This window comes from Nocardia jejuensis NBRC 103114 (genome assembly GCF_001613145.1).
Classification (GTDB): Bacteria; Actinomycetota; Actinomycetes; order Mycobacteriales; family Mycobacteriaceae; genus Nocardia; species Nocardia jejuensis.
The window spans coordinates 1-21,524 of the sequence record NZ_BDBU01000011.1 but is presented as its reverse complement, the minus strand read 5'-3'; the positions used below and the strand labels follow the sequence as shown (position 1 = coordinate 21,524).

General features: G+C 67.4%; 21 protein-coding genes. 16 read left to right on the top strand and 5 right to left on the bottom strand.

Features of this window, described 5'->3' with window-relative positions; all coding sequences use genetic code 11:
• Positions 1-78: 78 nt before the first annotated feature.
• The 5 genes from yajC to NJ1_RS08490 all read left to right on the top strand — a co-directional run bounded on the left by yajC (position 79) and on the right by NJ1_RS08490 (position 6,023).
• The gene (yajC, locus tag NJ1_RS08510) at positions 79-504 is read left to right on the top strand and encodes a preprotein translocase subunit YajC (RefSeq protein WP_067689920.1); all 426 of its coding nucleotides are present in this window, start codon (positions 79-81) and stop codon (positions 502-504) included.
• Positions 505-604: 100 nt separating this feature from the next.
• Positions 605-2,338, top strand: a complete 1,734-nt coding sequence (secD, locus tag NJ1_RS08505; RefSeq protein ID WP_174557058.1) for a protein translocase subunit SecD — start codon at positions 605-607, stop codon at positions 2,336-2,338.
• 2 nt (positions 2,339-2,340) lie between these two features.
• Positions 2,341-3,597: a protein translocase subunit SecF gene (gene secF, locus NJ1_RS08500; RefSeq protein ID WP_067690162.1), complete on the top strand. Its 1,257-nt coding sequence runs from the start codon at positions 2,341-2,343 to the stop codon at positions 3,595-3,597.
• Between the two features lie 138 nt (positions 3,598-3,735).
• Positions 3,736-5,415 carry an ABC transporter substrate-binding protein gene (locus NJ1_RS08495; protein ID WP_245717288.1) on the top strand — a complete coding sequence of 560 codons (1,680 nt, stop codon included), beginning with the start codon at positions 3,736-3,738 and terminating at the stop codon, positions 5,413-5,415.
• A gap of 35 nt (positions 5,416-5,450) precedes the next feature.
• The gene (locus NJ1_RS08490) at positions 5,451-6,023 is read left to right on the top strand and encodes an adenine phosphoribosyltransferase (RefSeq protein ID WP_067689917.1); all 573 of its coding nucleotides are present in this window, start codon (positions 5,451-5,453) and stop codon (positions 6,021-6,023) included.
• Positions 6,024-6,035: 12 nt separating this feature from the next.
• Here the strand turns inward: NJ1_RS08490 and NJ1_RS08485 are convergent, their stop codons facing one another.
• A complete protein-coding gene (locus NJ1_RS08485) occupies positions 6,036-6,323 on the bottom strand; it encodes a hypothetical protein (RefSeq protein ID WP_067689914.1) in 288 nt (95 codons plus the stop codon).
• A gap of 85 nt (positions 6,324-6,408) precedes the next feature.
• Entirely contained in the window at positions 6,409-6,705 is a 297-nt protein-coding gene (locus NJ1_RS08480; RefSeq protein WP_067690156.1) for a hypothetical protein, read from the bottom strand.
• A gap of 115 nt (positions 6,706-6,820) precedes the next feature.
• On the opposite strand from NJ1_RS08480, the gene NJ1_RS08475 reads away from it, so the two are divergent.
• The 3 genes from NJ1_RS08475 to NJ1_RS08465 all read left to right on the top strand — a co-directional run bounded on the left by NJ1_RS08475 (position 6,821) and on the right by NJ1_RS08465 (position 13,203).
• Entirely contained in the window at positions 6,821-8,803 is a 1,983-nt protein-coding gene (locus NJ1_RS08475) for a peptidoglycan DD-metalloendopeptidase family protein (protein ID WP_339380954.1), read from the top strand.
• A 196-nt stretch (positions 8,804-8,999) separates the two neighbouring features.
• Positions 9,000-10,595 carry an ABC-F family ATP-binding cassette domain-containing protein gene (locus tag NJ1_RS08470; RefSeq protein ID WP_067689913.1) on the top strand — a complete coding sequence of 532 codons (1,596 nt, stop codon included), beginning with the start codon at positions 9,000-9,002 and terminating at the stop codon, positions 10,593-10,595.
• A gap of 238 nt (positions 10,596-10,833) precedes the next feature.
• A complete protein-coding gene (locus tag NJ1_RS08465) occupies positions 10,834-13,203 on the top strand; it encodes a RelA/SpoT family protein (protein WP_067689910.1) in 2,370 nt (789 codons plus the stop codon).
• 73 nt (positions 13,204-13,276) lie between these two features.
• Here NJ1_RS08465 and NJ1_RS08460 read toward each other — a convergent pair whose 3' ends face one another.
• A complete protein-coding gene (locus tag NJ1_RS08460) occupies positions 13,277-14,131 on the bottom strand; it encodes an alpha/beta fold hydrolase (protein ID WP_084477884.1) in 855 nt (284 codons plus the stop codon).
• 203 nt (positions 14,132-14,334) lie between these two features.
• Here NJ1_RS08460 and ppnP point away from each other — a divergent pair, with 203 nt between their 5' ends.
• Positions 14,335-14,646 (top strand): pyrimidine/purine nucleoside phosphorylase, encoded by a 312-nt coding sequence (gene ppnP, locus NJ1_RS08455; RefSeq protein ID WP_067689907.1) that lies wholly within the window; start codon positions 14,335-14,337, stop codon positions 14,644-14,646.
• A gap of 91 nt (positions 14,647-14,737) precedes the next feature.
• Here the strand turns inward: ppnP and NJ1_RS08450 are convergent, their stop codons facing one another.
• Together NJ1_RS08450 and NJ1_RS08445 are read right to left on the bottom strand one after the other, a co-directional pair.
• The gene (locus NJ1_RS08450) at positions 14,738-15,145 is read right to left on the bottom strand and encodes a hypothetical protein (protein WP_067689904.1); all 408 of its coding nucleotides are present in this window, start codon (positions 15,143-15,145) and stop codon (positions 14,738-14,740) included.
• Between the two features lie 296 nt (positions 15,146-15,441).
• Positions 15,442-16,203, bottom strand: a complete 762-nt coding sequence (locus NJ1_RS08445; protein WP_067689902.1) for a 3-hydroxyacyl-CoA dehydrogenase — start codon at positions 16,201-16,203, stop codon at positions 15,442-15,444.
• 321 nt (positions 16,204-16,524) lie between these two features.
• On the opposite strand from NJ1_RS08445, the gene NJ1_RS08440 reads away from it, so the two are divergent.
• From NJ1_RS08440 to NJ1_RS08410, 7 genes are all read left to right on the top strand, one after another.
• Positions 16,525-17,169: a hypothetical protein gene (locus NJ1_RS08440; RefSeq protein ID WP_157573840.1), complete on the top strand. Its 645-nt coding sequence runs from the start codon at positions 16,525-16,527 to the stop codon at positions 17,167-17,169.
• A 17-nt stretch (positions 17,170-17,186) separates the two neighbouring features.
• Entirely contained in the window at positions 17,187-18,062 is an 876-nt protein-coding gene (locus NJ1_RS08435) for a MinD/ParA family ATP-binding protein (protein ID WP_067689896.1), read from the top strand.
• A complete protein-coding gene (locus tag NJ1_RS08430) occupies positions 18,059-18,721 on the top strand; it encodes a hypothetical protein (RefSeq protein ID WP_067689893.1) in 663 nt (220 codons plus the stop codon). Before NJ1_RS08435 ends, NJ1_RS08430 begins: the two co-directional genes overlap by 4 nt.
• A 151-nt stretch (positions 18,722-18,872) precedes the next feature.
• Positions 18,873-19,163 (top strand): hypothetical protein, encoded by a 291-nt coding sequence (locus NJ1_RS08425; protein ID WP_067689890.1) that lies wholly within the window; start codon positions 18,873-18,875, stop codon positions 19,161-19,163.
• Complete coding sequence (locus NJ1_RS08420) at positions 19,163-19,432, top strand: hypothetical protein (RefSeq protein WP_067689887.1); 270 nt, start codon at positions 19,163-19,165, stop codon at positions 19,430-19,432. Before NJ1_RS08425 ends, NJ1_RS08420 begins: the two co-directional genes overlap by 1 nt.
• Before the next feature lie 52 nt (positions 19,433-19,484).
• On the top strand, positions 19,485-20,309 hold the full coding sequence (locus NJ1_RS08415) for a DUF8175 domain-containg protein (RefSeq protein ID WP_067689884.1): 825 nt from the start codon (positions 19,485-19,487) through the stop codon (positions 20,307-20,309).
• Positions 20,310-20,325: 16 nt separating this feature from the next.
• The coding region (locus NJ1_RS08410; RefSeq protein WP_245717287.1) for a conjugal transfer protein TraG N-terminal domain-containing protein at positions 20,326-21,524 on the top strand (1,199 nt) is incomplete at its 3' end.

The following is a 21,524-nucleotide window of genomic DNA, read 5'->3' as shown; positions in this document are numbered from 1 at the left end:
CGCCCTGTCTCAGGTATTGCTGGCAGACTGTCGGGGAAACGCATCCATTCGACCACTGACTAAGGGCTGACTTCGACGATGGACCTTCTGCTGCCGCTTCTGCTGGTTGCTCTGCTCATCCCCATGTTCCTCGGTGTTCGCCGCCAGAAGCGCGCGATGGCGGAGGTCACGGAAATGCAGGACGGCGTGAAGGTCGGCGACCGGGTGGTCATGACCTCGGGCATCTACGGCACCGTGGTCGAGCTCGACGAGGACACCCTCGATCTGGAGATCGCGGAGGACGTCGTCACCACCTGGAAGCGCAAGTCGATCCTCGAGGTGCGCAAGGACGACGCCGACACCGTCGAGGACATCGAGGACGCCGAGCCCGAGAACATCGAGGCCGCGCCCGGTGAGATCGCGGCGCCGATCGAGGCCACATCGGCCGCGCCGATCGAGGCCGCATCGGCGGCGCCGATCGATGCCGCAGCACACGAGGACGCCCCGCGTCTCACCAAGGACTGACATTCCCAGCGCCATCGGCCGCCCGAATCCGGGTGGCCGGTGGCGCTGCGGTGTGTGCCAGCTCGTTCCACACCCCGATTCCTCCTAGGAGATAAGTACTGTGCCACCTTCCCAGGGAACGGCGCACCCACTGCGCCTGCTCGGCGTCTACGCCGCACTGGTGGCCGTGATGTTCGGCCTGATCTTCTTCACCGGAGACAAGTCCGCGTCTGCCAAACTCGGCATCGATCTGCAGGGCGGCACGCGTGTCACGCTGACCGCCCGCACCGTCGACGGCGGCAAGCCGAGCCAGGACAGCCTGCGCCAGGCACAGGACATCATCGAGAAGCGCGTCAACGGACTGGGCGTCTCGGGTTCCGAGGTCGTGATCGAGGGCGAGAACCTGGTGATCACGGTCCCGGGTGAGGACGGCGCACAGGCGAAGTCGCTCGCGACCACCGCCAAGCTGTACGTCCGCCCGGTGGTGCAGACCATCGCACCGCAGGTGCAGAACGGTAAGCCCGTCGGACAGCAGCAGGCACCTGCCGGGCAGCAAGCCCCTGCCGGGCAGCAGCCGACGGTGCCCCCGGCGTCCGCACCCGAATCCGCCGCGCCGAGCGCCGAATCCGCCGCGCCGACCACGAGCGAGGCTCCGGCCGCACAGAACCGGGTGTTCCCGGCGCAGGCGCCGACCACGCCCGAGGTGCCGCCGAGTACTCCGGCCAAGCAGCCGGCCTCGGCTCAGGCGCAGGCGCAGGAGATCGCGGCCGCGAAGGCGTTGCGCCAGAGCACCGATCAGACCGTTCAGCAGACCGCCATGCTCACCATGGACTGCGCCAAGCCGGATCCGTTGCAGGGCAACGACGATCCGAACCTGCCGCTGGTGGCCTGCTCCTCCGACGGCACCGCGGTGTACCTGCTCGACAAGAGCGCCCTGGACGGCCAGGAGATCAGCAACGCCTCCGCGCAGCTGGATCCGAAGGCCTCGCGCTGGGTCGTGAACGTGGACTTCAAGTCCGGTGGCGCGGACACCTGGGGCAAGTTGACCACCCAGTACCTGCAGAAGCAGCTCGCCTTCGTGCTCGATTCGAAGGTCGTGAGCGCGCCGCGCGTGGAGTCCGGCGGCCAGTACGGCGGCAGCACGCAGATCTCGGGCAGCTTCAACGGCACCACCTCCAAGGAGCTCGCGAACACCCTGAAGTACGGTTCGCTGCCGCTGTCGTTCCAGACCTCCGAGGCCGAGACGGTGTCCGCGACGCTGGGTCTGTCCTCGCTGCGCGCGGGCCTGATCGCGGGTGCGATCGGTCTGGTCGCGGTGCTGCTGTACTGCCTGCTCTACTACCGCATGCTCGGCTTCCTGGCGGGCTTCTCGCTGCTGGCCGCCGGCGCCGCAGTGTACGCGCTGATCGTGCTGCTGGGCAGGTCGATCGGATTCACCCTCGATCTGGCCGGTATCGCCGGTCTGATCATCGGTATCGGTATGACCGCCGACTCGTTCGTGGTGTTCTTCGAACGCATCAAGGACGAAATGCGTGAGGGTCGCAGTTTCCGCTCGGCCGTCCCGCGCGGCTGGTCGCGCGCACAGCGCACCAACCTCTCGGGCAAGACGGTCAGCTTGATCGCCTCGGGCGTGCTGTACATGCTCGCCGCCGGTCAGGTGAAGGGCTTCGCGTTCACGCTCGGCTTGACCACCATCCTCGACGTCATCGTGCTGTACCTGGTCACCTCGCCGCTCATGATGCTGGCCTCGCGCTCGCCGTTCTGGGCCAAGCCGTCGGTGAACGGGCTCGGCGCCGTTGCTCAGATTGCCCGCGAACGCAAGGCTTCCGCCGGCGTCCTGGTGAAGGAGGCGTGATCATGCGCGATTCCAGCAGCCCCGTCATCGACACCGATTCCGAACTCGACTTCGAGTCGGACACCAAGGTCGAGAAGCACAGTCTGTTCGACCGGTTGTACACCGGCACAGGTGGTTTCGAGATCGTCGGGCGTCGCAAGCTCTACTACGGCCTGGCCGCGCTGTTCGTGGCGATCGCCGTGCTGAGCATCGCGATCCGCGGTTTCACCCTGGGCATCGACTTCGCGGGTGGCTCGCGGATCCAGTTGCCCGAGACCGGCAATGTCACCACCTCGACCGTCGAGGAGGTCTACCGCACGACGCTCGGCCATGATCCGGTGACCGTGCAGAAGGTCGGTTCGGGTTCGGCCGCGACCATTCAGATCCGGTCGGACACGCTGGACGACGAGCAGTCCGAGAAGTTGCAGACGGCGCTGTTCGACAAGTTCCAGCCGAAGGATTCCAGCGGGCAGGTGAACCGCAACGCGATCAGCGTGGCGGAGATCAGCGAGACCTGGGGTGGCCAGATCACCCACAAGGCGCTGCTCGCGCTGGCGGTGTTCGTCGCGGCGACCATGGTCTACATCGCGATTCGATTCGAACGCGATATGTCGATCGCGGCCATCGGGTCGCTGTTCTTCAACCTGATCGTCACCGCGGGCATCTATTCGCTCGTCGGTTTCGAGGTGACGCCCGCGGCGGTCATCGGCCTGCTCACGATTCTGGGGTACGTGCTCTACGACAACGTGGTCGTCTTCGACAAGGTCGAGGAGAACACGCGCGGGGTACTGCATCTGAACAAGCACACCTATGCCGAGAAGGCGAACCTCGCCGCCAACCAGACGCTGATGCGTTCGATCAACACGACCATCATCGGCATCCTGCCCATCATCGGCATGCTGGTGATCGCGGTGTGGCTGCTGGGCGTGGGCACGCTCAAGGATCTGGCGCTGGTACAGCTGGTCGGCATGATCGTCGGCGCGTACTCCTCGATCTTCTTCGCGGTGCCGCTGCTGGTGTCGATCAAGGAGCGCTTCGGGCCGGTCGCCGAGCACACCCGCCGGGTCAAGGCCAAGCGGGCCGGTATCTCCTCCGGGCGTGCGGGCGCGGCAGGGGCGCAGCGGGCGGGCCGGGCCTCGGCCGTCGACCGTGAAAGCGTCGGTGCGGCAAACGGATTCAGCGCGAACCGGGACAACGCCGGTCCGCGTACGCGGGACGGGGGCGGCGCGCCGCGCCCCGGTAGTCGCCCGAGCGGGAAACGACACAAGAGAAGGCACTGAGGGATACGGGGGTCTCGGACGGTGAGGCGGCAACAAATCGAATCGATCGATGGCAATGCAGAAGCGTCCCGCCGGACCCCCGGGTCCCAGGGATCGGGGCGCGCCCGTCACGGCGGAAACGCGCGCCGCGGACTGGTGGTGGCCACCGCGGGTGTGCTGACCGCCGCCGCGCTGGCGGGCTGTGCGGGCAAGAATCAGGTGCCCTCCATCGGCTACGGCGTGGACGCGGTGGTCGCGAGCTACAACGGCGGCAGCACGCTCGGCGCGAACAGCGGTGCGGCGGCGGTGTTCGCGCGGGTGCTGCCCGGGTTCTTCTACACCGGTCCCGACGGGCAGCCGGTGGCGGACACCGATACCGGTACCGCCAAGGAGGTGCCGGGCGAGGCGCAGACCATCCAGTACCGGCTGAATCCGGACGGCGTCTACTCCGACGGCAGTCCGACCTCCTGCGATGATCTGGTGCTGGCCTGGGCCGCGCGCAGCGGCCGGTTCACCAAGCCCGCTCCCGGTGGTCCGGCGCCGCAGTTCGACGCCGCGAGCACCGCGGGCTACAGCGATATCGAGCGGGTGGACTGCCAGCCCGGTTCCAAGGACGCGACCGTGGTCTTCCGCCCGGGCCGGCACTACACGGCGTGGAAGACGCTGTTCAACGCCACCGAGCTGATGCCCGCGCACGTGATCGCCAACGCGGTGAAGGTGCCGACGGTGGTCACCCCGCTGCAGAGCGGCGACGCGGGCGTGGTGGACCGGATAGCGGACTTCTGGAACAACGGCTGGAAGCTCGTGCCCGGCAAGCTGGATCTGACCGCGCTGCCGGCCGCGGGCCCGTATCGGATCGAGTCGTTCGACGACAAGGACGGCCTCGTCCTGGTCAAGAACGAGAAGTGGTGGGGCAATCCCGCCAAGACGCCCCGGATCGTGGTGTGGGGCAAGAACTCCGACCTGAAGTCGAAGGTCTCCTCCAAGGCGATCGGCGTGCTCGACGTGGGCGCGGGATCCCTCGGCGAGGTGAGTCTGGACGGGTTCTCCTCGGCGAACCTGCCCGGGCGCGGAGTGGAGCAGTTGGTGTTGAACACCGGCGGCGTGTTCGCGTCGGTGGAGGCGCGCCGGGCCTTCGCGCTGTGCGTCCCCCGGCAGTCGCTGTTCGACAAGCTCGGGCATCCGGGATTCACGCAGAAGTCCGGTCTGGGTTCGGGTCCATTGAATTCGCGTACCTTGCAACAGGATTCGCTGTACTACCCGGCGGTGACCGGTGCGGCGGACAAGTACAAGGGCGGTGACGCGAGCGCGGTGCAGGCGGCCGCCGGATCCGGCCTGCAGAACCAGACGGTGCGTATCGGCTATGTGAAGCCGGACGAACGGCGCGCCCAAACGGTCACCATGATCGCCGACGCGTGCAAGGCCTCGGGCATCACGGTCGTGGACGCGGGCACACCGGATTTCGTTCCGACGCAGCTGGGCGAGGGCAAGGTCGACGCCGTCCTCGGCGGCTCCGCGGCTTTCCCCGGACCGTCCGGTTCGTTGACAGCTACCGACGCGATTGCGGCGTTGCGCACAGGTCAGGGCCTGAATTTCAATAGATTCGGGAACGGCCGCTACGATGCGATCTCGGATCAGCTTGCGGCGGAGGACAACTCGACGACCGTGTTGAACCTCTTGACCGAGCAGGAAAACCTGCTCTGGAGCGAGATGCCGTCCATCCCGCTGTTCGCCGGTCCGCGCACCATCGCGTTCGGCGACGGCATGGAGAACGGGATCCCCAGTCCCACCAAGGCCGGTGCGGGCTGGAACATGGATCGCTGGGTGCTGACGCGGTGATGCCGCGGTCGGCGAGGTGATGAGGAGTGGGTGGAATGAGCAAGCACGAGATGGTGGAGTCGGAAGAGGTCACGGGTGGACGCACCGCCCGGGCCGCCGAAGCGGTCGAGAGACTCACGCGGTGGCACGATGACTTCCCGACTCCGGGAGTCCGTTTCGCCGATCTGACGCCGGTCTTCGCGGATGCCGAGGGCTTCCGCACGGTGCTGGACTGCTTCGCCGCCTGCGCGCCGGACGCGGACCTGGTCGCGGGCGTGGACGCGCGCGGCTTCCTGCTGGGCGCGGGCGTGGCCGCGGTGCTCGGCACCGGCGTGGTGGCGGTGCGCAAGGCGGGCAAGCTGCCGCCGCCCGTGATCAGCCGCGAGTACACCCTCGAATACGGTTCCGCCGCACTGGAGATCCCCGCGGACGGCATCGATCTGAAGGGCAGGCGCGTGCTGCTGCTCGATGACGTGCTCGCCACCGGTGGCACTCTCGCGGCCGCGGCCGAACTGTTCCACGCCGCGGGCGCCGAGGTGATCGCCGCGGCCGTGGTGCTGGAGCTGGGTTTCCTGGGCGGCCGGGACCGCCAGGGTGACTATCCGCTCGTCTCCGTGGTGAAGCTCTGAGTCCTCCCCGCGTCAGCGTGCTACCGCACGGGCGACGAAACCACTGACGATCAGCCAGAAGATGGCCGCCAGGCCATAATTCAGGATGATGTCCAGGTTGATGCTGCCCGTGTGGAACAGCCCGGGGAAGAACAGGGCCAGCGGTTCGGCCCAGGACTTCACGAAGACGAAGAACTTGTTGGCGGGGTCGGCGTTCAACACCTGCATCAGGATGTAGAGACCCTCGACAAGAGCGAACAGCGCACCGACCGCACCTAGGATGCGTGCGGCGGTGGCCTCATTGCGGGCGACGTACGGCATGCGGTGAGGAATGCCCGTTGTGCGGGGCCCGGAAACGGCGCCGTGCGTGTCCCGCCGTCGTGTCGCAGCGTGTCCTCACCCCGGGTCAGCGTGTCAGCACCCGGGCGATCAGACCGGTGACGACCAACCAGAACAGGGCCGCGAGACCGTAGTTCACGACGATGTCGAGATTGCCGTTGCCGGTGTGGAAAAGACCCGGGAAGAACAGGGCCAGCGGCTCGGCCCACGACTTGATCAGAGTGAAGAATCGGTTCGACTGATCGGCGCCGAGGGTGAGCATCAGGATGTAGACGATTTCGATGATGGCGAACAGGGCGCCGACACCGCTCACCAAGCGAGCGGCCAGACCCTGGCCTCGATATGTTCTGTATTCGTAACTCATGTCCGGGAATTTCCCAGCGTTCACCGGTTGAAACAGGCTCGCCGGTCCGTGAAAGCGGGTGTCGGACATGGCATGATGTCCGGGTGACAACCACGGCGGCCGGGAGCGTTCGGGCGTGAGGCCCAAAGTCATCATCGGCGCCGCTGTCGGCGCGGCCCTGTGCCTGGTGACCCTGGTGCTCGTCATCATCCTGCCCGCCTCCGAAACCACCTGCGGGGCGGGCACCCCGGTCGTGCCGACCGCGACCGCCGCGCTCACCGAACCCAATTGCCCCGCAACGGGTTCGGCCGCCGAGGCGGGTCTGCAGGACGGTGCGCTGCGGGTGCTGCGCTGCACGGTCGCGCGGTTCGGCATGATGGACATGCGCGGGCTGGTCGCCGACGACTCCTACCCCGATCATCGGGAGGGCCGCGCGGTGGAATTCATCGTCGGCGCGGATCAGGCCAAGGGCGATTCGATCGTGGCTTTCCTGCAGGAGAACGCCGCCGCGTTCAGGGTGGATTACGTGATCTGGAAGCAGCGCACCTGGACTCCCGGTGCGGCCTCGGGCATTTCGTGGAACCCGATGGACGATCGCGGCGACGCGGCTCGCAATCACATGGACCGGGTGCAGGTCACCATCAAGGCCGCCGCCGCGACCACCACCGTGCCGGTGATCTCCCCGAGCGTGTCGCTGGCCGCCATGCCCGGCGCGGTGAACGAGGCCGGTCGGCTCAGCGGTGCGGGACGTCGCCAATACCCGCTCGCGGCAGGAACGTTCACCATCTCGGACACCTTCGGCTCGCGTGGCGGCGCGCACCTGGGCGTGGACATGGCCGCGTCCGCGGGCACGCCCATCTACGCCGCGTCCGACGGGCTGGTGGTCGCCTCGGGTCCGGCCTCCGGATTCGGGGACTGGGTGGTGATCGATTCGCTCGACGAGAGCGGGCGGCGCTACTCGACCGTCTACGGGCACATGTACGACAACGGCATCTTCGTGCGCACGGGCGATGTGGTCACCATGGGTCAGCACATCGCCGATGTCGGGTCCAACGGCGAATCCTCCGGCGCGCACCTGCATTTCGAGCTGGTGCCCGGCGGCCGGCTCACCGGTGGGCACCAGGTCGATCCGATGGCGTGGCTCTCGGGCGCGAGCCTGCCGACCGCGACCGTCCCGAACTGTGAGAACGGATTCGGCACCGCCGGAGGCAATCTCGCCTCCGGGAAGGTCCCGGCCGAACTCGAGATCTGGTACCGGCGGGCCGGATCGCTGTGCCCCGAGATCAGCGCCTCGCTGCTGGCGGCGCAGGGGCAGGCCGAATCCGGCTTCCAGCGCGGCCTCACCTCACCCGCCGGAGCGCAGGGCCTGGCGCAGTTCCTGCCCAGTACCGCGAGGTCGCTCGCGCCGGACGGACAGCCGTACGTCATCGACGCGGACGGCAACGGCACCGCCAGCACCTGGGACGACGGCGACGCCATCATGGGCCAGGGTCGCTATATGTGCGCGATCGCCCAGACCGTCAAGGGCTGGATGGAGCAGGGCAAGGTGCAGGGCGATCTCACCTCGCTCACCATCGCGGCCTACAACGCGGGTGAGGGCGCGGTGCTGGCCTCGGGCGGCATGCCGAACCAGGTGCCGGGGCACTTCAGCGAGACCCGGCCGTACGTCGCGCGAATCCTGGCCGCCGAAGCGGGTTTCCGGAGTATGGGCAGTGGCGGCCGGTTCGTGCCGGACGCGGCGGCCGATCTCGGGCCGCAGATCGCCTCGGCCGGGCACGAATGGCTTGGCACCCGTTACGCTTTCGGCGGCGGTGGCACCCAGGGGCCCAGCAACGGCGGCTTCGACGAGCCGGGATTCACCGCCGCGGCGGTGTTCTCCGCGAGTGGTGGCACCATCACCCTGCCCGGCACCGCGGAGCAGCAGTGGGAGATCGGCACCGAGGTGCCGCTGCTGAAGGCCGCCGCCGGTGATCTGGTGTTCGGCAACTTCGGCCCGCGCGGCCCCGCGACGGTCGGGATCTATCTCGGCAGCGGGCGCATGCTGTACGCGGAGCCCAACGGCGCGGTGACCGAGACGCCCCTGCTCAACGGCATGAAGGCGCGCCGGATCGGGGGCTGAGGGGACCAGGCGCACGCCGGTGCCGAGATCCGGCTCACGCACGAATGGGGTTGCACGCGCACTTCGCTCTTCGCTACCGTGGCTTACGTTCCATTCCCTCCCGATCGGAGTCCATGCGTTGATTCTCTGAGGTAACCGCTGTGTGGCCCGCATTCGCGCGCCGCGATTCTTCGCGCTTACCCACCCGGGAGTCCGCATGTCATCCTCTGTCGTTTCCCTGTCCGATCTCACCTTCGCGTGGCCGGACGGCACCCCCGTCTTCGACGGCCTCGATACCCAGCTCGGACCCGGTCATATCGGCCTGGTCGGCAACAACGGCGCGGGTAAGTCCACGCTGCTGAGGTTGCTCACCGGCGAACTGCGTCCCCAGCGCGGCTCGATCTCGGTCCCGGGCCGGCTCGGCTGTCTGCGCCAGGATCTGGGGCTGGCCGCCGGGCAGCGGGTGGACGAGGTGCTCGGCATCGCCGAGATCCGAAAAGCACTGCATCGCATCGAGTCCGGTGACGGCGGCGAGAGCGACTTCGAGTCGGTCGGCGCCGCCTGGGACATCGAGGAGCGGGCGGTGGCGTTGCTCGGGCGGCTCGGATTGCACTATGTCGCCGGGGATGTCGCCCAGCTCGACCGTCGCGTGGACACGCTCTCCGGTGGCGAGACGGTGCTGCTGGGTCTGGTGGCCGAACTGCTGCGCGAGCCCGAGGTGCTGCTGCTGGACGAGCCGACCAACAACCTGGACGAGGTGGCGCGCACGCGTCTGTACGAGGTGGTGGGTCAGTTCTCCGGCACCGTGCTGACGGTCAGCCACGATCGTGGCCTGCTGGCGCTGGTCGATTCCGTCGCCGAGCTGAGGCAGGGCGGAATCCGGTTGTTCGGCGGCAATTTCGCCGAGTACGAGCGCATGATCGAGGCCGAACAGGAGGCCGCCCGCGCCCTCGTGCGCGATGCGCGCAGCGATGTGCGCAAGCAGTCACGGGAGCTGGTGGAGACCCGCATCAAACTCGACCGCCGCCGGCGCTACGGGCAGAAGATGTGGGACACCAAACGCGAGCCCAAGATCGTCATGGGCAATCGCAAACGCGCCGCCGAGGTCTCGGCCGGCAAGCTGCGCAACAACCACATCGGCAAGTTGCAGGAGGCGCAGGAACAGCTGACGCAGGCACAGGAGAAAGTGCGTGACGACCGGGAGATCCGGGTCGATCTGCCCGATACCCGGCTCTATCCCGGGCAGGAGGTGATCGATCTGCGGGAGGTGGAGCTGGCGTGCGGTCCGAGGGTGACCCTGAAAGTCACCGGCCCCGAACGCATCGCGCTGACCGGCCGCAACGGCATCGGGAAAACGACTCTCCTGCACCGGATCCGGGCCGAGTCGCCGAAGGTGCCGTGGAAACTGCTGCCGCAGCGACTGGACATCTTCGACGAGTCGCTGTCGGTGTTCGAGAACGTCGCGGCCACCGCGCCGCACGCCGCGCCCGAGCAGATCCGAGCCAGGCTGGCGCGCTTCCTGTTCCGTGGCGGTGAGGCCGACGTGCTCGCCGGTGCGCTCTCGGGCGGTGAGCGGTTGCGCGCCGCGCTGGCGATGCTGCTGCTGGCCGATCCGGCTCCGAGGCTCCTGCTGCTGGACGAGCCGACCAACAATCTGGATCTGCCCAGCCTCGAGCATCTGACCGAGGCGCTCGCGAGCTTCCAGGGCGCGCTGATCGTGGTGAGCCACGACCCGCGGTTCCTGGACGAGATCGGCGTCACGCGCCGCCTCGAATTGACTCCGGAGGGACTGGTGGACAGGCTGGGGGAGTAGCACCCCGGAGTGCCCGATGCGCATCGGAACGATGGGGACGCCGCGTATCGAGCAATCGGGACGCAATGCCTCCACGAGCGGGGCGTGGGAGGCGGTATCGTTCACAACCTCCGGACCGCTCCCGATGGGCGGGATTCGGCGTCCCGGTCTCGAAACGAATCCAGGACTAAAGTAGGTGGTCTGGGTGGTTGAACGGTCCGATGAGGTCCCCCGAATCGAGGCCGGGATAGGTGGTGGAATGACACAGCATCTGGAGAAGGCGAACGCCGAGCAATCCGACGACGGCACGCCTGCGACTCCTGCTGCTTCGGCGCAGCCCGGTGCCGCGCCACGTAATGCTCCCGCCGCCGTGCCCACCTCCGCCTCTCGCCGGGTGCGTGCCCGGCTGGCGAGGCGCATGACCGGTCAGCGCGGTATCGCCGCGGTGAAACCGGTGCTCGAGCCGTTGGCCACCGTGCATCGCGAGTTGTATCCGAAGGCGAATCTCGCTCTGCTGCAACGGGCTTTCGACGTCGCGGACGAGAAGCACTCGCATCAGTTCCGCAAGTCCGGTGACCCGTACATCACCCATCCGCTGGCGGTCGCGAACATTCTCGCCGAGCTCGGCATGGACACCACCACCCTGGTGGCGGCGCTGCTGCACGACACGGTGGAGGACACCGGGTACTCGCTCGAGGAACTGACCAACGACTTCGGGTCCGAGGTCGCGCATCTGGTCGACGGCGTCACCAAGCTGGACAAGGTCAATCTGGGCGCCGCCGCCGAGGCCGAGACCATCCGCAAGATGATCATCGCCATGGCGCGCGATCCGCGCGTGCTGGTGATCAAGGTCGCGGACCGGCTGCACAACATGCGCACCATGCGCTTCCTGCCGCCGGAGAAGCAGGCCAAGAAGGCACGCGAAACCCTCGAGGTGATCGCGCCGCTGGCGCACCGGCTCGGTATGGCCACGGTCAAGTGGGAGCTCGAGGACCTCGCGTTCGCGATCCTGCACGCCAAGAAGTACGACGAGATCGTGCGACTGGTGGCCGATCGCGCGCCCTCGCGGGACACCTACCTGGCCAAGGTGCGCGCGGAGATCGTCAATACGCTCGCCGCGAGCCGGATCAACGCGATCGTCGAAGGCAGACCCAAGCACTACTGGTCGATCTATCAGAAGATGATCGTCAAGGGCAAGGACTTCGACGACATCCATGACCTGGTCGGCATCCGCATCCTGTGCGAAGAGGTGCGGGACTGCTATGCGGCCGTGGGTGTCGTGCATTCGCTGTGGCAGCCGATGGCGGGGCGGTTCAAGGACTACATCGCGCAGCCGCGCTACGGGGTCTATCAGTCGCTGCACACGACCGTGGTCGGGCCGGACGGCAAGCCGCTCGAGGTGCAGATCCGTACCCAGGACATGCACCGCACCGCCGAGTTCGGCATCGCCGCGCACTGGCGGTACAAGGAGACCAAGGGCAAGCACTCCACCGATTCGACCGAGGTCGATGACATGGCGTGGATGCGACAGCTGCTCGATTGGCAGCGTGAAGCCGCGGACCCGGCCGAGTTCCTCGAGTCGCTGCGCTTCGATCTCAAGTCGCCGGAGATCTTCGTGTTCACCCCCAAGGGTGACGTGATCACGCTGCCGCAGAAGTCGACCCCGGTGGACTTCGCGTACGCGGTGCACACCGAGGTCGGGCACCGGTGCATCGGCGCGCGCGTCAACGGGCGCCTCGTCGCGCTGGAACGGCAGCTGGAGAACGGTGAGGTCGTCGAGATCTTCACCTCCAAGGCCCAGAACGCCGGCCCGAGCCGGGACTGGGCCAACTTCGTGGTGTCTCCGCGGGCCAAGGCCAAGATTCGGCAGTGGTTCGCCAAGGAGCGTCGCGAGGAGGCCCTCGAGGCGGGCAAGGACGCGATCAGCAAGGAGGTCCGCCGGTCGGGCCTGCCGCTGCAGCGGCTGATGAGCGTCGATGCGATGACCTCGCTCGCGCACGAGTTGCACTACACCGATATCTCGGCGCTGTACGCCGCGGTCGGTGAGAGCCAGGTGTCCGCGCATCACGTGGTGCAGCGGCTCATGGCGCAGCTCGGTGGCGTCAGCGATGTCGAGAACGAGCTCGCCGAGCGCTCCACCCCCTCCACCGTCCCGACGCGCCAGCGCACCACCGGCGACGCGGGTGTGGAGATTCCGGGCGCGTCCGGCACGGTCTCCAAGCTCGCCAAGTGCTGCACCCCGGTGCCGGGTGACGAGATCATGGGCTTCGTGACCCGTGGCGGGGCGGTCAGCGTGCACCGCACCGACTGCACCAACGCGGACTCGCTGCAATCGGAGCCCGAGCGCATCATCGAGGTGAAGTGGGCGCCGTCCCCGTCCTCGGTCTTCCTGGTCGCCATCCAGATCGAGGCCCTGGACCGCACCCGCCTGCTCTCGGACGTCACGAAGGTGCTCGCCGACGAGAAGGTCAACATCCTCTCCGCCGCCGTGACCACCAGCGGCGATCGAGTGGCCATCTCCAAGTTCACCTTCGAGATGGGCGACCCGAAACACCTGGGCCACCTGCTCAACGTGGTGCGCAACGTGGAAGGCGTCTACGACGTCTACCGCGTGACCTCCGCAGCCTGACGAATCCCGGTGCCGGAGCGATATCTTTCGCCCCGGCACCGCTTTCGTCCCGACCTCGCCCCATACATACCGATCAACGCGGGTCGGCGGTCGCCTGCCGGATGATGTCGGCGAGTTGCGGGGCGTGGGTGAACACGAGTGTGTGGTCCGCCTCGATCCAGGTCGCGGAGATGTCGGGGTGTTCGGTGCGGAGGCGGTCGATTCCGGCCTGCCAGTTCCGATTTCGCCAGGCGGTTCGCTCGTCCGGGTCGGTGCCCGCCATCGCGGTCGACATGATCATGGTGATCGGCTGGTCGATCATGCCGTAGCGCTGCAGGATTCGGGATCGAACGAGGTCCACCTCGATGTTCAGGTCCAGGAGGTCCGCTCCGGTGAGCAGCACCTGATGTTCGGTGCCGAGGGTCTGCTCCCGCGCCTCCTGTATCGCGGGGTCCTGGAACATCGCCCGGAACTCGGGCAGGTCCGCCTCGCCGAGGAACGGCTCCGGCACCGGATCGGCCCCGTCGATCAGCACGAGTTCGCTGAACGCGCCGGGGTTTTCGGACGCGTAGTGCACCACCAGGTCCGCTCCCAGTGAATATCCCACGAGCACAGGCGGTTCGGCGAACGAGACACCCGCCATCACCGCATTCAGATCACTCAGGAAGCCCTCGAACGAATACCGTTCGCCGGCAGTCGCTTTCCCGTGCCCCCGCAGATCGAAACCGACCACCTCATGGTCCCGCCGCAACAACCCGAGCAATTCCCGCAGATCGGCCTGCGTCGACGCCAGTCCCGGACACATCACCAGCGGCCGCCCGCGCCCGCCCCGCGACACCGGAGTCCGCACCCCGTCATGATCGATCGTGAACTTCCGTACGCCGCTCTCGCTCGGCTCGGTCCGCTGGTCCGCGTGAGCGCTCGCTGTTCTCCCTGATCTCGTCGTCATACCGCCATTCTGCAACGGTGACGGGTCCGCCCAGGTCGAGGCTCGATGGTCGGCGGTCGGAGCCGAACCATCGCCCTGTACGGGCGCCGTGCCGGCATCCTGGCCTCGCGGGCCGGGTCGGAACCGCGCAACCCGAGAGCCCCGCAGGTGGTCCGGTCAGGTCCCAGTAGGCTGTCCCGGGTCCCACACTGCGAGGAGAATTCATGACCGCGTTCGAGAACGTCACCGTCACCACGAAGGCCAATGTGTACTTCGACGGTAAGTGCGTGAGCCACAACATCGAGTTGGCGGACGGCACGAAGAAGTCCGTCGGCGTCATCCTCCCGGCCGCGCTGACGTTCACCACGGGCGCGCCCGAGATCATGGAGCTGGTCGAGGGCGAGTGCAAGGTCACCCTGGCAGGTGCGCAGGAGACCGTCACCTACCGTGGCGGTGAGTCGTTCTCGGTCCCCGGGGACAGCAGCTTCGATATCGAGGTCGTCGAAACCCTGCACTACGTGTGCCATTTCGGCTGATCCTCTCGCACGAGTACCGACGCGCCCGGCCTCGCTCCACGGAGCGGGTCGGGCGCTGTCGTTCTCGGATCGGAGGGGCGACCTCGAAACGTCAGGTCGCCGAGGCGGTCTCGTGAACCGAGCGCCAGAGCAGGCCGTTGCGGGCGTGTGGAGCGGGTACCAGTAGCGCGGTGGTCAGTCGCGCGGAAGGACCTTCGGGGTGCTGATGCACCTCTTCGAACCGCACCACCGCGCACTCGGCCGACAGGTGCAGAATCTCGATATCGATGATGTCGATGCGCAGGCCGGGCGACGCGTGCCCCGCGGCCCGCAGTCCTTCGGCGAGCAACGGCCGCGGCACCACCGCCCCGTCGAGGGCCACCATCGAGAACTCGGGGTGCAGCTGCGCCAGGAACCGCTCGACGGTGTCCGCTGCTGCCCCATCGGTGCCCAGCCAGCTCTCCAGGTCGGCATGCTGGATGCGGATCTCCGTGCGGAGCGCGGTCTGGTCGATGCTCATCAGAGGCAAATTACTGGATGACCGTCCAGCGGCATCGGCTGCCTCGCCGCTAGAGTCGGGTCCGCGGAGACGATTCGGTGCTCGAATTCCGACCCGCACGCCGCTGAGCGGATCCCTCCGCACATCGGACCTGCCGCCGGGCCGCACTGTCGCCCACGCGTGGCTCGTGGTCGTGTCCGGAGTTCATCGCGGCGGTATTCCGACGCGGGTCGAGGGTCCGTAGCCGATCGCGAAACACGTTGCGGCGCACGGTGGAATCGGCCGGGTGAGTGCCGCGGCCGACTCCGTGGTGGTACCTAGCGCGGCGCCATGCGGATCGCGCCGTCGAGACGGATGGTCTCGCCGTTCAGCATGGGGTTCTCCACGATGTGGCGGACCAGACTGGCGTACTCGGCGGGGTCGCCCAGGCGTGAGGGGTGCGGAACCTGTGCGCCCAGCGCCTCGATGGCCGAATCGGGCAGGGTGGCGAACAGGGGCGTGTGGAACAGACCGGGGGCGATCGTCACCACGCGAATCTTGTACGACGCCAAATCGCGCGCGATGGGCAGCGTCATGCCGACGATGCCGCCCTTGGACGCGGAGTAGGCGGCCTGGCCGATCTGACCGTCGTACGCCGCGACCGACGCGGTGTTCACGATGACGCCGCGCTCGCCGTCCGCGTCCTCGGCGGCCGAGATGCGTTCCGCGGCCAGGCGGATGACGTTGAACGTTCCGATCAGGTTAACGTTGATGATCTTGGAGAAGCTCTCGAGAGGGAACGCCCCCTTCTTGCTCACCGTCTTGATCGCATTGCCAATTCCCGCGCAGTTCACCGCGATTCGCAGTGTGCCCAGGGCTGACGCGGCATCCAGCGCAGCGGTCACGTCCGCCTCGCTGGTGACGTCACCGGGGGAGAAGACCACGCGCTCACCGAGTTCCTCGGCGATGGATTTGCCGTCCGACGAGGGAAGATCGAGGATGGCGACCTTCACTCCGGCCGCGTGCAGTTCCCGCACGGTGGCCAAGCCGAGACCCGACGCGCCGCCGGTGACGACTGCGGCGATATCTGCTGTTTTCACAAAACCTCCAGAGAGCTAGATCTTGTTAATGTAGATTCTGCTCCGGCAGTGAGGAAAAGCACCCCCCGGCGTGGTGTGCCCAGGCCGCTTGACAGGCTGCTATCGCGCGCACGCGCGGTTTCTCAGGAACGTCCACGGCGCGTCGGGTCGTCGGAATCCCATATATGCGAGAGAATTTCCGTTCGGGACCGTCAGACGCGACGCACCCGGCGGCGCGGTGCTGGACGGGCTGCTCTATCGCACACCGAAAATCACCGCCACCACCGCCGAGAGGGTCCGACGATGCCGAGCGACGTGCCCGAGACAACGGGTGCCGCTGGAATGTTGAAGTCGTACAAAAGAGTGGCGCGCTGGTATCCAGCGCTCGAGCCCTCGACCGGAGCAGCGGCATCCGCGCCCGTCGACGGCGAGACGGTTTTCGGTGACGAGGACGGCCACGCCCGATTCCCGCACTACATCCGCGAAGACGAACCGGAGATGGACATTCCGCCCGTACCGGAATCGGTCTTGCGGCGCAGTCACTTCGACGGTTCCTGGTCCGATTGGGTGACCGATCGCGAGTCCGCCTCGTACGCACCGAAACTCAGGTACCGCGAGTCCACCGTGGTGGAGTTCCCCGCGGAGGGCGAGCAGGGTTCCGAGCGTCCCGCGCGGACCCGGTCCGAGGATGCCGACCCGGCTGCCGCGCGGCCCGATGCCGTCCCCGCCCCGCCCACCCCTGATCTGTTCAGGCGCCGAAGGGTTTTCGCTCTCGTGTTCCTGATTGTTGCCATCTTGTTGCTGGCTGCTGCGGGGGGAGTTGCTCTGTATGTGCTCAACTCCCACAGTGGCACTTCGCAATCCATCGGCACACTCTGGGAGGACGCCGGTTCCGGTCCGAGCGTGCGCCTGGCGGCGTACAACGAAATGACGGCCACCGCTGTGATCGGCGACCATATTCCTGCCACGGGTATCCGGGCCGGGTAAGAGGAGAGCTGAGAAAAATGGATCAGGACTGGAGCCGCTGGCTCGACGAGGTGCCCGAAGAGGGCGAATCGTCGGGCCGTGCCGCGCGTTCCAAGGCTCCGGTCGTGCGACTGCGCAAGCGTCGCGGCGACTCCGGTGACGAAGGTCCCGCACCTCGTCCCATTCTCGTGGTGGGCGGTTGCGGTGGCGCCGGCACCACCACGACCGCACTGGGTATCGCCGGAGAGCTCGGTACGGCCGGCGCACAGGCTGTGGCGGTGGACGCCACCTTCGCCGGTAGCGACCTCGCCCTGCGCGGCGCAGACGAGCATCTGAGCCCCGTCAGCCTGCAATCGTGGCTGTACGGCCGCGGGGACGACGAGGCCGCGCCGCTCAAGGAGTGCCTCTCGCGCGCGACCTCCGGAATCGGCCTGCTGTGGCGCGATCCGGCCCCCCTGCGCCGTCGGGCGACCTATCTGACCGTGGCGCGGGCGATCGACGACGCCGGATACACCCCGGTCTACGACGGTGGCAGCCCGATCGCCGGCCGCCACCTGCGTCCCCTGCTGGAAGACGCGGATATCGCACTGGTGCTGGCGATTCCGGCCCGTGCGGATGCGGCCAACCGGTTGCGCGTGACCCTGGAATGGCTGGATGATCAGTTCGGCGGACAGGGGGACGGTCAGGGGGGTGGCATTGTCGGGGACACCACAGTGGTCATCTCACATCAGTTGCCCGGCAGCGATTCTCGAATCGCTGATCATTTGCGGGAGCATCTCGACGGATGGGTCCACGACATTCGTGAGATTCCATACGACCCGCACCTGGCACGGGGAGAGCTTGTGCGGCACAGCAACCTGACGGCGGAAACACGCCGCGCGTATCGCCGCCTGCTTGCTGGGGTGGCATCATGACCGCAGCCATGAAGGAACCCCGATCCTCCTCCGAGACCGCCATGGCGGCCGGTGTGGTGCCACCGCCGGAGACCCGCCGAGCACCGATCTGGGACCGACCCGTACCCGGCGGAGGTCGAGCACCACTGGTGTGGCTGCTCGGCGTTCACGGCGGCGCCGGTGCCAGTACTCTCGCACACGTTCTCGCCCCCGCCGCGGATTCCTATCGCCGCTGGCCGGGTGGGTTCGACCGGGAGTCCCCGTTCGTCGTGCTGGTCGCCCGCGAAACCATCTCCGGACTGACCCGCGCCCACGACCTGCTGCGCCAGCATCACGCCGGTCTCGCGGGTCCGTGTGAGGTGCTGGGCCTGGTGACCGTCGCCGCGCGCCCCGGGCGCATCCCCGTCGAGATCCGACGCTATCGCGACGTGGTCGGCTCGCTCGCCGGTCAGGTGTGGCAGGTGCCGTGGCACGAGGACTGGACCCTGGTCGAGCCCGATCAGCTGCCGGTGTGGTCGCCGGGCGACGCGATTCCGCCGCAGCAGCGCAGACGCAAATCCGATCCGCTGGAAGAGATCACGGCGGATGTCCGGGAGCTGGGCGCCGGCATCGTCGCAGCCGTTCAGGACGCCCTGGACGGTCCCGGCCCCGAGTCGCGCGCCTCGGAGGACCGATCGTGATCATGACTGGAATAGCTTGTGCGCGAACGTCTTCCCCGATTCCGGGGAGGTGGGAACCCTCAACGGAGGGAGTAGTCTTAGCCGGGCGGGTACTGCACCCGCCGACCGGCGAGACTGGTACCAGCAGTTCGGTTTTGGAAAAGGACAGACAATGAGCATGATCCTCGCCGTGCATGACGCGTACAGCCAGATCCTCGCCCAGGTCGGCAATCCGACCCCCGAGGCGCCGCCCGCGTCGGAGAAGCTACTGAAACTAGTCCGCTATTTCACTTGGTTCGTTCTGCTGTCCGGGGTCATGGGCATCACCTACGCGGGTGGTCGCTTCGCCTGGGAGAAATGGTCAGGAGGCGGTTTGGAGTCGCCGAAGATGGTGGCGGGAGCAATGATCGGTGGCATCATCGCCACCAGCGCGGGCACCATCATGAACGCAGTGATCACCTGATGTCCGCCGCCGACGCGATGGCCGTACTGGCCTATAAGCAGATGCCGGCGGAAGTCCTCCGGCCGATCATGCAGCTCATCGACTGGCTGCTGTGGTGTGTCCTGCTGTTCTGCCTGGCCTGGATGATCCTGTCCGCCGGCAGACTCTGGTACGCGTTCCGCGATGATCTGGCCGCCAACGACGCCACTCACGGAGTGGTGATGAGCCTGCTGGGCGCGATCATGGCGAGTTCCGCCAGTGGTATCGCGCTCGCGCTGCTCCCGGCATAGGCCCGTGGGCGACGGAATTGTCCAGTGATACAAAACCTTTGGAGGCGCCGAAATGAGCGAGAAGGAGTCGCCGGAGCGCGACCGCGTCTCGTTCGGCGTCATCGCCTCGGCAGCGGTCGTGGCGTTGATCGTCATCGCGGGAGCCGTGGTGTATTTCAACCGCGATTCGCCCCCGCCGAGTCCGCAGGGCGACAGCGCGTCGCCGACGTCCTCGACTACGGGTGCGACGGGCTTCGCCGCGCCCGAGGTGGATCTGTTCGGGCGTCGAGTCGACGTCCCCAACAACACTGCGGGGCAACCGCTTCCGCAGAATCCCGGGAAGCAACACAAACCCTCGGACCAGGACTGGCTGACCGCCGCCCCCGAGGGCACCGTCGATCCGCACGGCTGGCAGCGGGTGTACGGGGCCTCCGTACCCTTCTCCTCCTCCGATGGACCGGCGCGCCTGGAAGACGGTCTGGCCGTGGGCTATTCGCACACACCCCAGGGTGCGGTGCTGGCGGCGGCGCAGATCACCTACCGGCTCAACGCCCGTCCCGCCGACCGCGAGCTGTACGTGCGGCAGGTGCGGGTATCCGCGCAACAGGTCACCGCATACGACCAGGCGCTCGCGGATCAGCGGCTGCCCAAACAGCAGCCGGAGAAAGTGACCAGATACCTGGTGGCGCCCGACGGCTTCCAGGTCGAGAACTACGCCGACGACATGGCGATCGTGCGCTTGGCCGCACGGGGTCCGCTCGTCGACGGCCGCCAGCTCTGGGCTGCGGTACGGCTGATCATGGTGTGGGACGCCGGGGACTGGCGGCTCAAGCCGTCGACGTCGAGTTCCGCGCAAACCGAGTACGTGGATTCCCTAGCGGGATGGACTCGATGGTGAAAGAGAGGTGGGCCCCATGCTGCTGAGGCGTATCGTCACGATATTCGCGGTCGTGTTCACTGTCATGATCGCGACTCCTACGGTCGCGTACGGACAGACCTACGGTTTCGACCAGGCGTGCAACGAATTGCACGACTCGCTCGACGGCCTCGGTGTGCCGGGCATCTCCCTGGGCGACGCCGCCTCCGCGGCGTGCAAGGCCGGCAATGTCGCCACCCACCCCGGCGACGCGGCGGTCACCGTCCGAGACAAGGCGTGGGACTCCACCTTCGGCAAGGTGGTCGACTCGCTGATGAACGGTCTGGGCGAGGCGCTCATCCTGGCGCTCACCTTCTGGATGAAGGTGCCCAACGAACGGGTCAGCGACGCCGGAACGCTCTTCACGAAGATCAACGACTACACCTATCAGGCCCAGATATTGCTCTTGATGGTGTCGGTGATCCTGTCGGGTATGAGATTGGCCGAAGCCAGACGCGGCGCGGCGGTCAGTGAGAGCGTCGAATCCTTCCGAATGTTCGCGCGCGTCATCTTCAGCTCCTGGATGCTGGGCGCGGTGGTCGTGGCCGGTACCCAGGCCTCGGACAAGTTCTCCGAGTGGATCATCAACGACTCCACCGACGGCAATGCCCGCAACCTCGCCGAGCTGATGGTGAAAACCTCGAAGCTGCAAGCGTTTTCGCCGGGTTTGGTGCTGATCATCGCGATCGTGGGTCTGCTCGGCGCGCTGGCGCAGATCGTGCTGGCGATCGTGCGACAGGGCCTGCTCGTGGTGGCGGCGGGCGTGCTGCCCTTGGCCGCCGCGGCATCGGGCACCGGGATCGGCAAACAGTCCTATCCGAAGCTGCTGGGCTGGATCATCGCCTTCATGCTCTGGAAACCGGTGGCCGCCATCGTCTACATGATCGCGTTCACCACCGCCGGGCACGTGGACGATCTGACCTCCAACGCCGGGCTTCCCGATGCCGATCAGGCCCAGCGCATGCTCGTCGCGATCGTGCTGCTGTGCAGTGTGGCGTTCGTACTGCCCGCGCTGATGCGCCTGGTCACCCCCGCGGTGGCGATCGTCGGCAGCGGCGGTTCGGGTTTGACCGCCACCACCGGCACCCTCGTCGGTGTGGCCGCTCTCGGTGCGGTCGGCACCCGTGCGGTGGCGCCTCGCGCGACGGCCGCACCCGGAGCCGCCGGCTACGTCGGACCGGGCCGGGGCGGGCGACC